At 65.0% G+C, this 13,302-nt stretch carries 14 protein-coding genes; 12 read left to right on the top strand and 2 right to left on the bottom strand.

Annotated elements, in window-relative coordinates:
• Positions 1–86: 86 nt before the first annotated feature.
• Positions 87–1,139, bottom strand: coding sequence for a GlxA family transcriptional regulator (locus tag HX851_RS15005; protein ID WP_177060998.1), 1,053 nt, complete (start codon positions 1,137–1,139; stop codon positions 87–89).
• A gap of 183 nt (positions 1,140–1,322) precedes the next feature.
• On the opposite strand from HX851_RS15005, the gene HX851_RS15000 reads away from it, so the two are divergent.
• Positions 1,323–2,123 (top strand): DUF1460 domain-containing protein, encoded by an 801-nt coding sequence (locus HX851_RS15000; protein ID WP_177061000.1) that lies wholly within the window; start codon positions 1,323–1,325, stop codon positions 2,121–2,123.
• A 7-nt stretch (positions 2,124–2,130) separates the two neighbouring features.
• Here HX851_RS15000 and HX851_RS14995 read toward each other — a convergent pair whose 3' ends face one another.
• Entirely contained in the window at positions 2,131–3,417 is a 1,287-nt protein-coding gene (locus tag HX851_RS14995) for an MFS transporter (protein ID WP_177061002.1), read from the bottom strand.
• A gap of 380 nt (positions 3,418–3,797) precedes the next feature.
• Here HX851_RS14995 and HX851_RS14990 point away from each other — a divergent pair, with 380 nt between their 5' ends.
• The 11 genes from HX851_RS14990 (at position 3,798) to HX851_RS14940 (ending at position 13,293) form a co-directional block, all read left to right on the top strand.
• Positions 3,798–4,049, top strand: coding sequence for a DUF4160 domain-containing protein (locus HX851_RS14990; protein ID WP_177061004.1), 252 nt, complete (start codon positions 3,798–3,800; stop codon positions 4,047–4,049).
• The gene (locus tag HX851_RS14985) at positions 4,033–4,452 is read left to right on the top strand and encodes a DUF2442 domain-containing protein (protein WP_218173456.1); all 420 of its coding nucleotides are present in this window, start codon (positions 4,033–4,035) and stop codon (positions 4,450–4,452) included. Before HX851_RS14990 ends, HX851_RS14985 begins: the two co-directional genes overlap by 17 nt.
• Before the next feature lie 149 nt (positions 4,453–4,601).
• Positions 4,602–5,273: a GntR family transcriptional regulator gene (locus HX851_RS14980; RefSeq protein ID WP_177061006.1), complete on the top strand. Its 672-nt coding sequence runs from the start codon at positions 4,602–4,604 to the stop codon at positions 5,271–5,273.
• 109 nt (positions 5,274–5,382) lie between these two features.
• The gene (locus HX851_RS14975; RefSeq protein WP_177065931.1) at positions 5,383–6,315 is read left to right on the top strand and encodes a 4-hydroxyproline epimerase; all 933 of its coding nucleotides are present in this window, start codon (positions 5,383–5,385) and stop codon (positions 6,313–6,315) included.
• The gene (locus tag HX851_RS14970) at positions 6,312–7,427 is read left to right on the top strand and encodes an NAD(P)/FAD-dependent oxidoreductase (protein ID WP_177065929.1); all 1,116 of its coding nucleotides are present in this window, start codon (positions 6,312–6,314) and stop codon (positions 7,425–7,427) included. The genes HX851_RS14975 and HX851_RS14970 overlap by 4 nt, the downstream gene beginning before the upstream one ends.
• The gene (locus HX851_RS14965; protein ID WP_177065927.1) at positions 7,420–7,656 is read left to right on the top strand and encodes a (2Fe-2S)-binding protein; all 237 of its coding nucleotides are present in this window, start codon (positions 7,420–7,422) and stop codon (positions 7,654–7,656) included. Before HX851_RS14970 ends, HX851_RS14965 begins: the two co-directional genes overlap by 8 nt.
• Positions 7,653–8,909 (top strand): NAD(P)/FAD-dependent oxidoreductase, encoded by a 1,257-nt coding sequence (locus HX851_RS14960; RefSeq protein WP_177065926.1) that lies wholly within the window; start codon positions 7,653–7,655, stop codon positions 8,907–8,909. Before HX851_RS14965 ends, HX851_RS14960 begins: the two co-directional genes overlap by 4 nt.
• Before the next feature lie 74 nt (positions 8,910–8,983).
• Entirely contained in the window at positions 8,984–9,733 is a 750-nt protein-coding gene (locus HX851_RS14955; protein ID WP_177061056.1) for an AraC family transcriptional regulator, read from the top strand.
• A 303-nt stretch (positions 9,734–10,036) separates the two neighbouring features.
• Positions 10,037–10,855 carry an ABC transporter substrate-binding protein gene (locus HX851_RS14950; protein ID WP_177061016.1) on the top strand — a complete coding sequence of 273 codons (819 nt, stop codon included), beginning with the start codon at positions 10,037–10,039 and terminating at the stop codon, positions 10,853–10,855.
• Positions 10,856–10,865: 10 nt separating this feature from the next.
• Entirely contained in the window at positions 10,866–12,635 is a 1,770-nt protein-coding gene (gene lhpI, locus HX851_RS14945) for a cis-3-hydroxy-L-proline dehydratase (protein ID WP_177061018.1), read from the top strand.
• Positions 12,628–13,293, top strand: coding sequence for an amino acid ABC transporter permease (locus HX851_RS14940; RefSeq protein WP_177061020.1), 666 nt, complete (start codon positions 12,628–12,630; stop codon positions 13,291–13,293). Before lhpI ends, HX851_RS14940 begins: the two co-directional genes overlap by 8 nt.
• The last annotated feature ends 9 nt before the right edge of the window (positions 13,294–13,302 follow it).

The raw sequence follows: 13,302 nt of genomic DNA, 5'->3' as shown, positions 1-13,302 counted from the left end.
CGGGCCCAGGGCGCAACCAGGCGCTCGGGGGCCGCGGACCTCGCGCTTGAGAACAAGTGGCGGCACTTCTTGGCGAGGTCAGGGGCTCAGCGATGGCGGGCACGGGCCTCGCTGGCGGTGTGGCCGAAGAAGTCACGGAAACAGCGGCTGAAGTGCGCCGAGCTGACAAAGCCGCACGCCGTGGCGATGGTTATCACCGATTCGTTGGTCTGCAGCAACAGCTGCCGGCCCCGGGTCAGGCGCAGTTCCAGGTAATAGCGCTTGGGCGAACTTTGCATGAACTGCTGGAACAACCGGTCCACCTGGCGCCGCGACAGGTTGACGTAGGTGGCCAACTGGTCGAGTTCCAGCGGGTCCTCGATATTGTTCTCCATCAGGTCCAGCAGCCCTTGCAGGGCCACCGGCAGGCGCGGATCGCGGGATACCCTGGCCAGCGGCATATTGTCGGTCTGTTCGCTGCGGTCGCAGCTGAGAATGGCCTCGATACCGCGCACCAGTTCGTCGCCCTGCTGCGCACGAATCACATTGAGGATCAGGCCCAGGGCACTGTTGGCGCCGGCACAGCTGATCAGCCCATCCTCGACGACATAGGGTTGCGGCAACAGCCGCACGGTAGGGCAGATTTCCATCAGTCCCGCGCGGTTCTCGGGGTGCACGGTGCAGGCCCGGTCGTCCAGCAGGCCGGCATGGGCCAGTTGAAAGCAGCCGTTCCACAGGCTGCCCAATTGCATGGAACGCTGGGCGCACTGGCGCAGTTTCTCCACCAGCCGGCCCGCCGGCTGCAACGGGCTGCGCAGGCCGCCACAGACGATCAGCAGGTCCGCGCCATCGGCACGCAGGTCGGCAATGCAGCCATCGGCGGCGATGGTGATGCCCAGGTCGCAGGTGATCTGCGGATGATCGATACCGAAGGTCTTCACTTCATACAACGCTGCCCGCCCCAGCAGGTTGGCGGTGACCAGGCCGTCGAGTGCACCGGTGAAGGCCATCATCGAGAAATTGTCCAGCAGCACAAAGGCAATCCGCCGCCCGAGAACCGGCACAACTTTCTTCTCGCCCGCCTCGTTCAGGTAGGCGAGATTCAGCGTCTTGAGGCTGCGACTGAACTGACGATGCCCCGTGGGGGGTGATTCGGACATGAATGAGGGCGCTCAGGGAAGACCGGGAAAACGGGCATCCGGCAGAATATCGCGTTCGGACCGTGGTATGAAAGCCGTCCGCGAAGTGCTCGCCCTGCTCGCCCGCAGTTTTTTTTGACAGCCGCCGTCGCGCAGAAAACAATGGCCGTCGGCACGCTCACCCTCGTGTTCTCCGGAGACTGTATGAGCAAGATGATGTCAGTGTTGTCGGGCCTTGTGCTCGGCCTGATGCTGACCGGCTTCACCCGTACGCCCCTCGATGCCCCGCTCAAGCTGGACGACTATACCCTGGGCAAGATCAAGCTGATCGAGTCGCGGTTGGGCCGGGACACCCGCGACGATCCCGGCGAGAGAATCAACGAGATCTCCGCCAGTTTCCTCGGCACGCCCTATGTACCGCACATGCTGGTCGGCTCGGCGACCTCGGCGGAACAGCTGGTGATCGACTTCCGAGGCCTGGACTGCTTTACCTACCTGGATTACGTCGAAGCGCTACGCAAGTCCGACAGCGTGCCGCGCTTTATCGAAAACGTGGTCCGTACCCGTTATGAACACGGCGATATCAGCTACCTCAACCGCAAGCACTTCTTTACCGACTGGGCCCACGCCACGCCCCTCAATGCCCGCGACGTGACCACCGGGATCAGCCCGGATGCCACCACCATCACCAAGGTCCTCAAGACCCCACTGGACGGTGGGCAACCCGGCCAGTCGGTGGCGCAGGTGACACGGGCGATCAGCTACATTCCCAGCGAATTCGTCGACGACGCGGTGATCAGCCGGTTGAAGACCGGTGACTACATCGGCATCTACACCCCGGCCGACGGCCTGGACGTGACCCATACCGGGATCTTCATCATGACCGACAAGGGCCCGGTGCTGCGCAATGCCTCCGCCCGGTCGAGCAGCTACAAGGTGGTGGACTCGCCGTTCCTGGCCTATGTGAAGAAGACCCCGGGGATCGTGGTGCTAAGGGCCATCTAGGCCCTCGTCAGTTGGCCGCTTCGCGCCCGGCCCCTCGCCCGCCGGCGAGACGCACCCACTGATTGAGCGCGGCACAGACCACCAGCAGTGAACCGGTGACGAAAAACACCGCGTGCAAGCCGATATGCGCGCCCACCTGGCCGCCCAGCAAGGGCCCGACCACCTGCCCGGTGAATTGCGCCGATTGCAGGTAGCCAAGCATTTTCCCGGACTCGCGCTCGTCGACGGACTGACGCACCAGCTTGGCAATCGCCGGCAACAATCCGGCAAGGGTCATGCCCATCAATCCGCGCAGCAGCGCCAGTTGCCACCACTGGGTGACGAAGGCCTGCGGCACCATCACCAGGCCAGTGGCCAGCAGGCAACCGATGATCACGCGCCAGGCGCCGACCCGATCCGCCAGGGCGCCCAGCCGTGCGGCGGTGAGCACGCTACCCAGGGCCGAGGACGCCATCACCACACCGGCGACCCGGGTCAGTTGATCGGCCGGCACATCCAGTTGTGCGATAAATACCGTAATGATCGGCTCGATGGACATGTTCGCCAGCAGCACCATCATCGCCGTCAGCAACAGGGCCACGATGACTGAACGCGGGGTCGTCGAGATACCGTCGCCGTTCGCTTGAAGCTGCTTGCCATCGACGCCGCGCCGGAAGTCCTCGCGTACCAGCAGGATCACCAGCAGTGCCGTCAGGGCGATCAACCCGCCACCGACAAAGAAGGTCCCGCGGATACCGACCCAGATCGGCAGGAAACCACCCACCAGCGGCCCGACCAGATTCCCGGCCAGGGCCCCGGTGGACAGGATGCCCAGGGCCCAGCCGGCGCGTTCGCGAGGAGCCTGGGTGCCGACCATCACGATGGACGCCGAGGCAAATCCACCGATCAGGCCGGCGATCAGGCGCAGCACCACCAGTTCGACGACGCTGTGGGCCACACCGATCAGCGACATGACGATCGCCATGCCGATTGCCGCCCGCACCAGCATCGCCTTGCGTCCGTAACGGTCGGCCAGGCGCCCCCAGAGCGGCGCGGTCACCGCCGTACCGAGAAAGGTCGCGCTGAAGGCGATCCCCGACCATTGCACCACCGCCGCAGGCGACTCTGCCCCGAGTTGCTGCACATACAGCGGTAGAAACGGCAGCAGCATGCTCAGGCTGACCAGGGTGGTGAACGAGCCGAACACACAGACGGCCAGGTTGCGCCGCCAGTACGGCGCATTTCGTTGTGCATAGGAGGAAGACGGGGAAGGAAGTGCGGCGGCGGGTCGAACGCTGTTTTCAGATCGGTTCATGGCAAGGATTCGCGGCTCCGGGAGTCGGGCCAAAGGCCGCGACTCGAGGCGAGTCCCACACCTCCAGCGGGTGCCAGACAGCGCTGGCAAACCACTGTATTGCCTCCTCCAACTCGGATAAACGGCCATGATGGATTTTGAGTCATTCCTTGATGTAATCAATGGTTACTCATTTATCGAGCGGAAAAATCACGCTCCGATTGCCGCCTCACAACGTCCGGCATCCAGGACGTCGTACTTGCAAATATCAGGAAATACCTGTGACGACGCGGCCCTGCGCACTGCTTCTACCCTCAAGGGTGCCGACAAGGAATGTCAGCCGAACGCTGCCATACGTCGGTAATTTTCAAAAACCCAAGCGTATAGGTTAATCTTGGATCATGGTAACGACAGCTCGATTCGATGACATACGGATAGTGATTTATTCCAACGACCACCGGCCCTGCCACGTGCATGTCATGACCCGCGAAGACGAGGCGGTGTTCTACCTCGGATGCCCGGAAGGTCCGCCGGAGTTGAGAGAAAATCACGGTTTTTCGTACAAGCGACTGAAGCTGTTGAGCGCCCAACTGGCCGCCGACCTGGCCTATCAATGCAAGCAGTGGAAGGAGATCCATGGTGACTTTGACTGAACTTGAGTTCCAGCAAGCGAAGCGCTCCGCCAAAGCGTTCCAGGCCAACGCCCCCCGTGCGGAAAAAGCCGCTTACGACGCCGAAAGCGCCTGCGTGGTCGTCGGGTTCGATTCCGGGGTCAGCCTGTCGTTTCCTCCGCGACTGGTCGAAGGCCTGGCCAATGCCAAGCCTGAGGACCTGGACCGGATAGAAATCAGTCCGACCGGCCAGGGTCTGCACTTTCCGGCCCTGGATGTCGATATCCACCTGCCCTCGCTGATCCAGGGCGTGCTCGGCAGTGCCTCGTGGATGGCCAGCCAGTTGGGCAAGAAAGGCGGCTCGAAATCGACGCAAGCCAAATCCCGAGCCGCCCGGGAAAACGGCAAGCTGGGTGGGCGCCCGCGGAAAACCTCGCCTCTGTGATTCAGAGCGGGCGCCTTGCACAGGCGCCCCACCATCGCGTCATGGCCCGGCCCATTTGCGACATCAGCACGTCCTTTTCCATCGAAGGCAGGAAAACAAAACGTTTTTTGTATACCATATCCCTTTCTTCTCTTTCGAATGACCGCGCCGTGACCCTACCCAAGCTCAATCTCCCGGACCTGGGCAATGCTCCTTCGACCTCGGAGATCATTACCCGGCACTTGCGCGATGCCATCGTCGCCGGCAATTTCGCCGAGGACGAACCGATTCGCCAGGACGAAATCGCCCGCCAGTTCAACGTCAGCAAGATTCCCGTGCGCGAGGCACTCAAGCGCCTGGAAGCCGAGGGCCTGGTGATGTTCCAGCGCAACCGCGGGGCGATGGTCACGCGCCTCTCCGAGCCGGAACTGGCGCAGATGTTCGAAGTGCGCATGCTGCTTGAAGACAAGGTGCTGCGCCTGGCCATCCCGAACATGACCGAAACCACTTTCGCCCGGGCCGAACGTATCTGCCAGGAGTTCGTCGGCGAGAATGACGTCGGGCGCTGGGCCGAACTCAACTGGGAACTCCATGCCTGCCTCTACGAGCCGGCGCAGCGGCCGTTCCTGGTCAGCCTGATCCGCTCGGTCAACGACAAGCTGGAACGCTACCTGCGCCTGCAGATGAGCCTTTCGGCCGGCAAGGAACGCGCCGACCATGAACACCGCGACATCATCGAGGCCTGCCGTGCCCGTGATGTGGAACAGGCGGTGAAACTGCTCGACGAGCACATTGCCGGGGTTTGCGCGACGTTGCTGGAGCACCTGCCACGCGCCCATTGATCCAGGCAGCACTGTGCTGATTTCGTCATGAGCGCCCGATAAAAGCATCAAGCCGGATCACCCTCCCACAGGCCACTCTGCGAACTCCTTTATTCGACAGTGACCTGCCATGCAACGTATCAGCGTGATCGACTCTCATACCGGCGGCGAACCGACCCGCCTGGTGACCGCCGGTTTCCCCGACCTGGGCCGTGGCAGCATGGCCGAACGCCGCCAGCGCCTGGCCGAAGAACATGATGCCTGGCGCGCCGCCTGTGTTCTCGAACCCCGCGGCAGCGATGTGCTGGTCGGCGCGCTGCTGTGCGAACCGGTGAACCCGGCGGCCACGGCCGGGGTGATCTTCTTCAACAATACCGGCTACCTCGGCATGTGCGGCCACGGCACCATCGGCCTGGTGGCCTCGCTGGCGCATCTGGGGCGGATCGAACCGGGCATCCACGCCATCGAAACCCCGGTGGGCACGGTGCACGCCACCCTGCACGAAGACCGTTCTGTCAGTGTGCGCAATGTCCCGTCCTATCGTTACCTGCGGGCACTGGCCCTGCACGTGCCGGGCATCGGCGAGGTGATCGGCGATGTCGCCTGGGGCGGCAACTGGTTCTTCCTGGTCGCCGACCACGGCCTGGACGTCACCAGCGACAACCTCGAAGCGCTGACCGCCTATACCTTCGCCGTGCAGCAAGCCCTGGAGCAGCAAGGCATCCGTGGCGAAGACGGCGGCCTGATCGACCATGTCGAGCTGTTCGCCGACGACGCCCGGGCCGACAGCCGCAACTTCGTGCTCTGCCCCGGCAAGGCCTACGACCGCTCACCCTGCGGCACCGGTACCAGCGCCAAGCTGGCGTGCCTGGCGGCCGACGGCAAGCTGCAGCCGGGACAGGTCTGGCGCCAGGCCAGTGTGATCGGCAGCGAATTCGAAGGCGCCTACGAGGCCGACGGCGAACGCATCGTGCCGACCATTCGCGGGCGCGCGCATATCAGCGCCGAAACGACACTGATCCTCGAACAGGACGACCCGTTCGCCTGGGGCATCCGTCTGTGAACGAAGGCACGGTGGCCGACATCATCGTGATCGGCGCGGGGATCGTCGGCGCCGCCTGTGCCCAGGCGCTGGCCAACCGGGGGCTGAGCGTGCTGGTGCTGGACGCCGGCCTGCCCAATGCCACGGCGGCGGGCATGGGCCACCTGTTGGTGCTCGACGACAACCCGGCGGAGTTGGCGCTGTGCCAATACTCCGTGCAGCGCTGGCGCGAGGTGTCTGCCGATCTGCCCGAGGGCTGTGCCTATCGCAACAACGGCACGCTGTGGATCGCCGCCAATGCCGAGGAAATGGCCGTGGCCCAGGCCAAGCATGCCAACCTGCAGGCCCATGGCATCGCCTGCGAACTGCTCGGCAGCCAGGCCCTGCGCGAACGCGAACCGCAACTGCGCGAAGGCCTCGAAGGCGGCCTGCTGATCCACGGCGACGGCATTCTCTATGCCCCGGCCACGGCCCGCTGGATGCTCGAAACCGCTGGTATTCGCCAGCGTCGGGCCAGGGTCAGCGAAATCGATGGTAACCGCGTACGACTCGACAACGGCCACTGGCTCAGCGCCGGGGCGGTGGTCCTGGCCAACGGCGTGCAGGCCAACGAGCTGTGCCCGGAACTGCCCATCGAACCGAAGAAAGGCCACCTGCTGATCACCGACCGTTACCCCGGCAGCGTCACCCATACCCTGGTGGAGCTGGGTTATGTCACCAGCACCCACAACGCCAAGGGCCCTTCCGCCGCCTGCAATATCCAGCCACGGCCCACCGGCCAGTTGTTTATCGGCGCCTCGCGGCAGTTCGGCACCCGCGACCTGCAGGTCGAAGGCTGGATGCTGGCGAAGATGCTCAAACGTGCCGTCGAATACCTGCCGGGGCTGGCCCGGCTGAATGCGATCCGTGCCTGGACCGGCCTGCGCGCGGCCAGCCCGGACGGCCTGCCGCTGGTGGGCCAGCATCCGCAGCGCGAGGGTCTGTGGCTGGCCGTCGGTCATGAAGGCCTGGGCGTGACCACCGCTCCCGGCACCGCCGACCTGCTGGTCGCCCAGCTGTTCAACGAAACGCCACCCCTGGCTGCCGCCGCCTATCTGCCGCAACGCTTTCTCGGAGCGCACACCCATGCCTGAACTGACACTGGACGGTCGCGCCCTGCGCGTCGCCGAAGGCACCACCGTGGCCGCGGCCCTGGCCCTCGGCGGCGACGGTTGCAGCCGCACCTCGGTCAGCGGCCGCCGCCGTGCGCCGCTGTGCGGCATGGGCATTTGCCAGGAATGCCGGGTCAGCATCGACGGCTATCGCCGTCTGGCCTGCCAGACCCTGTGCCAGGACGGCATGCAGGTGGAGACCCGGCCATGAGCGAATTCGCCGACCTGTTGATCATCGGCGCCGGTCCCTCGGGCATCGCCGCCGCCCTGGCCGCCGCGCCCAGCGGCGCACGTATCGTCATCATCGACGACAACCCGCTGGCCGGAGGGCAGATCTGGCGTGACGGCCCGCAGGCCAAGCTGCCACCCCAGGCACGTGAGCTGCGCCAGCGCCTGCGGGCCTGCGACAACGTCCGGTATTATCCCGGCACCCGGGTGATCGCCAGCACCGGCCCGAAACAACTGCTGCTCGAAGACCCGCGACGGGGCTGGCAGATCGGCTACGACAAGCTGATCCTCTGTACCGGCGCCCGCGAACTGTTGCTGCCCTTCCCCGGCTGGACGCTGCCGGGTGTTACCGGTGCCGGCGGCCTGCAAGCACTGATCAAGGGCGGCCTGCCGGTCAACGGCGAACGCCTGGTGATCGCCGGCAGCGGACCGTTGCTGCTGGCCAGCGCCGCCACCGCCCGACACGCCGGGGCACAGGTCCTGCGAATCGCCGAACAGGCTTCGCGGACCGCCGTCGCCGCGTTCGCCGCGCAGTTGCCACGCTGGCCGCACAAGTGGCTGCAAGCCTTCGGCCTGTTCGACACGCATTACCGCACCGGCAGCCATGTGATCGCCGCCCTCGGCAGCGAGCGCCTGGAAGCGGTGCGCCTGCAACAGCGCGGCAAGGTCGTCGAGGTGGCCTGTGACCGCCTGGCCTGCGGCTTCGGCCTGATCCCCAACACCCAGCTCGGCGAAGCCCTGGGTTGCGCGCTCGACGGCCAGGGCCTGGCCGCCGACGATTGGCAGGCCAGCAGCCTCGCCGATCATTACGCGGCCGGTGAATGCACCGGTTTCGGTGGTAGCGAACTGGCCCTGGTGGAAGGCTCGATTGCCGGCCATGCGGCGGTCGGCGAGCGTGACGCGGCCCGGCGCCTGTGGCCGGTCCGGGCACGCTGGCAGGGTTTCGCCGATACCCTGAACAAAGCCTTTGCCCTGGACCCGCGACTCAAGGCCCTGGCCGAGCCCGACACCCTGGTGTGCCGTTGCGAGGATGTCACCTATACCGCCCTGCAAGGTCATCGCGACTGGCGCGAAGCAAAGCTGGCCAGCCGCTGCGGCATGGGCGCCTGCCAGGGCCGGGTGTGCGGCGGCGCGGCCCGGCATCTGTTCGGCTGGCAGCTCCCGGCACCACGCCCGCCGTTCAGTCCGGCGCGGATCGACACCCTGCTGTGCCTCGACGACACCCCGCCGGCATGAATAGCGGCGCGGGGGTTTCGGCAACCTCGACGGATCTCTATGATCCCGAGAGTTGCCGCCAGACGCCCGACGCCATGTATGCCTCGCTCAACAGATTCAAGCCCTGCGACCTGCCGATCCTGCTGGGCAGCCTGAGTACCATCGCCCCCTTGCTCGATACCCTGGCGGACGTGGTGTTCTTCATCAAGGACAGCGAGGCGCGCTACGCCTTCGTCAACCAGACCCTGGCCCGGCGCTGCGGCTTCAAGCTGCCCGACGAACTGCTGGGACTGACCGCCGACCGGGTCTTCCCGGAACGTTTCGGCGCCTCCTATACCGCGCAGGACCGCCGGGTCCTGAGCAGCGGGCGCGAACTGGCCGACCAGCTGGAGCTGCACCTTTATTACGGCAATCAGCCGATCTGGTGCCTGACCCACAAGGTTCCGCTGCGCGACCCGCAGGGGCGGATCGTCGGCCTGGCGGGCATTTCCCGCGACCTGCAACTGCCGCAATCGAACCACCCCTCCTTCCAGAAGGTCGCCGCGGTGGACGCCCATATCCGCGAGCATTTCGCCCAGCCCATCAGCCTTGCCGAACTGACGCGGATCGCCGGCTTGTCGGTGGCCCAACTGGAACGTCACTGCAAGCGGATCTTCCAGCTCACCCCGCGGCAGATGATCCACAAGGCCCGCCTGGAGGAAGCCTCGCAACTCCTGCTGCACGCCGACTTGCCGATCACCGAGATCGCCCTGCGTTGCGGTTACACCGACCACAGCGCCTTCAGCCGCCAGTTCCGCGCCCTCACCGGCCTGTCGCCAAGCCATTACCGCGAAACCCATCGCTGAGCCTCCAACGTGCTCCGAATCTGGCAAGACCTTGTGGCAACGGGCTTGCCACAATGAGTCCCTCGCAAAGCCTGTGTGTTCCTTTAAGGGGCGTGCACGGCGAAACGTGCTCCCTTCTGTAACACCCTGCAGCCCAATAAAAGCGGGCATCTACGCCCTTATTGCCCGACAAACCCTCTAACCCGTGGGCCGATGAAGAATTCATGTTCTAACGTAGAAACAGGCACAGTCATTGCTAATATAATATCGTATACGAAATTCATAATACGAAAGCCAACACCACTTACCGATAACGAGGCATCCATGAAAAATCCCGTTTTTGCCGTAGCGCTCAGTGTGGTTCTCAGTTCGTCCTTTATCGCCACGGCCCAGGCCGACAAGCTCGATGACATCATCGGCTCCGGCAAGCTGCGTTGTGCCGTGACCCTGGACTTTCCGCCGATGGGCTCGCGTGATGCCAGCAACAAACCGGTGGGCTTCGACGTCGACTATTGCAACGACCTGGCCAAGGTCCTCGGCGTCGATGCCGAGATCGTCGAGACACCGTTCCCGGACCGTATTCCCGCACTGGTCTCGGGCCGTGCCGACGTCATCGTCGCGTCCACTTCCGACACCCTCGAACGGGCCAAGACCGTCGGCCTGACCCTCCCCTACTTCGCCTTCCAGATGGTGGTCCTGACCCGCGAAGACACCGGCATCAGCAAATACGAGGACCTCAAGGGTCGCCCTGTCGGCAACACCAGCGGCACCTATGAAGCCATCGCCCTGGAAAAAGACCAGAAAAGCTGGGGCACCGGCAGCTTCCGTGCCTACCAGTCGCAGAACGACACCATCCTGGCCGTCGCCCAGGGCCATATCGATGCCACCGTCGTCACCAACACCGTGGCCGCGGCTACGCTTAAATCAGGCAAGTACAAGGGCCTGAAGGTCGCCGGCAATGCCCCCTACGTGATCGACTATGTCTCGCTGGGCGCCAAGCGCAACGAGTATGGCCTGATCAACTACCTCAACCTGTTCATCAACCAGCAGGTCCGTACCGGACGTTACAACGAGCTGTTCACCAAGTGGGTCGGGACCGAGATTCCACCGGCTGACCTGACCGTGCCACACGTCTACTACTGAGGAAACCTGCATGCCCAGCACGCCCACTTCCCTCACCGGACGCAGTCTGGTCGAGGGAGCCGCCCAAGGCCCCTTGCTGTTCGCCGATATCGGCCTGAGTTTCTGGGGCGGTGTCGATCCGTTCAGCGGCGAGGTGATCGACCGCCATCACCCCTTGAGCGGCGAGCATTTGGCCGGCCGCGTGCTGGCGCTGCCCAGCGGCCGCGGTTCCTGTACCGGCAGCAGCGTGATGATGGAGCTGATCAGCAATGGTCACGCACCGGCCGCGCTGGTACTGGCCGAAGCCGATGAGATCCTGACCCTCGGCGTGCTGGTGGCCAAGGTGATTTTCGAACGTTCCCTGCCGGTGCTGTGCATCGGCCGGGAGGCCTTTGCCGCCCTGCGCGGCCAGGCCTTTGCCCGGGTCGAGGGCAACAGCCTGACCCTGTTCGACGCAACACCCGCCGAGCACTGGCAGGCACCGGTCACGCCGGCGCAGGCCGGGGCGACGACGAGCAGCGTCGAACTCAGCGAGCATGACCTGGCCCTGCTTGAGGGCCAGTACGGCAAAGCGGCCCAGGTGGCCATGCAGATCGTCCTGCAGATGGCCGAGCTGCAAGGTGCGTCCAGCCTGCTGGACGTGACCCAGGCGCATATCGACGGCTGCATCTATACCGGGCCGGCGAGCCTGCGCTTTGCCGAACAACTGGTGCAATGGGGCGCGCGCGTGCGCGTCCCGACCACCCTCAATTCCATTTCCGTGGACCAGCGCCGCTGGCGTGAACTGGGGGTCGACCCGGCTCTCGGCGAACCCGCCAGTGCCCTGGGCACGGCCTATATGGCGATGGGCGCGCAACTCAGCTACACCTGCGCGCCCTACCTGCTCGACAGCGCGCCGAAAGCCGGCGAACAGATCGTCTGGGCCGAATCCAACGCCGTGGTCTATGCCAACAGCGTGCTCGGGGCCTGGACCCAGAAATACCCCGACTACCTGGATATCTGCATCGCCCTGACCGGCCGTGCACCGCTGACTGGCTGCCACCTGGCCGAACAGCGCAAGGCGCGCCTGGAGATCGAAGTACCGCCCATGGGCGAACTGGACGATGCCTTCTATCCGCTGCTCGGCTACCACATCGGTGCCCTGTCCGGCAGCCGCATCCCGCTGGTGCGCGGCCTGGAGCTGGCCAATCCCAGCCTCGACGACCTGAAGGCCTTCGGCGCGGCGTTCGCCACCACCTCGGCGGCACCGCTGTTCCATATCGCCGGAGTCACCCCGGAAGCCCTCGATCCGTTGCAGGTGCTGGAACCGGGCCTGTCGTTGCCACTGCACCGCATCAGCCTGGACGACCTGCTGGGCAGTTGGCGTGAACTCAACAGCGCCCGCGAGCCGCGGGTGGATGTGGTCTCGCTGGGCAACCCGCACTTCTCCCTGACCGAGTTCGCCCACCTGGCTCGCCTGTGCCGTGGCCGCCACAAACACCCAGGCGTGGTGCTGGCGATCACCTGTGGTCGTGCCGTGCTGGAGCAGGCCCGTGCCGCCGGGCATATCGCCGTGATCGAAGCCTTCGGCGCGACCCTGATCACCGATACCTGCTGGTGCATGGTCGGTGAACCGGTGATCCCACCGGCCGCGCGGACGCTGATGACCAACTCCGGCAAATACGCCCACTACGCACCCGGCCTGGTCGGGCGCACGGTGCATTTCGCCAGCCTGGCCGAGTGCGTCGACAGCGCCTGCAGCGCCGAGGCCAGCGGGCATCTGCCGACCTGGCTGCCACAGGAGGAAGCGGCGCATGTTTGATTATACGTTCCAGTGGCGCTCGGCATTCCGGGCCCTGCCCGACATGCTCAACGGCGCCTGGGTAACCTTCGAGACCGCCGCCCTGTCGATGGTCTTCGGGGTGCTGATCGCCCTGACCCTGACGGTGATGCGCGAGGCGAAACACCCGGTGCTGCGCGGCATCGGCAACGGCTGGGTGTCCATCGCCCGCAACACGCCGTCGCTGTTCCAGATCTACATCCTCTACTTCGGCCTCGGCTCCCTGGGACTGCATGTCAGCTCCTGGCTGGCGTTGCTGGCCGGGATCACCTTCAACAACGCCGGCTACCTGGCGGAGAACTTCCGCGGCGGCCTCAAGGCGGTGCCCGACACCCAGATGCGCGCGGCACGTTCGCTGGGTATGAGCGCCTTCCAGGCCTACCGGATGATCATCGTCCCGCAACTGTTGCGCGTGGTGTTCTATCCGCTGACCAATCAGATGGTCTGGGCGGTGCTGATGACCTCGCTGGGGGTGATCGTCGGCCTCAACAACGACCTGACCGGGGTGACCCAGGACTACAACGTCAAGACGTTCCGTACCTTCGAATACTTCGCCATCGCGGCGGTGCTGTATTACCTGATCGCCAAGGCGATCGTCGCGGTAGCCCGGCTCTTGTCCTGGCGGCTGTTCCGTTACTGAGGGGTCTGC

This window comes from Pseudomonas gingeri (assembly GCF_013385635.1).
Lineage (GTDB): Bacteria > Pseudomonadota > Gammaproteobacteria > Pseudomonadales > Pseudomonadaceae > Aquipseudomonas > Aquipseudomonas gingeri_A.
This window is presented reverse-complemented; position numbering and strand designations above follow the sequence as displayed.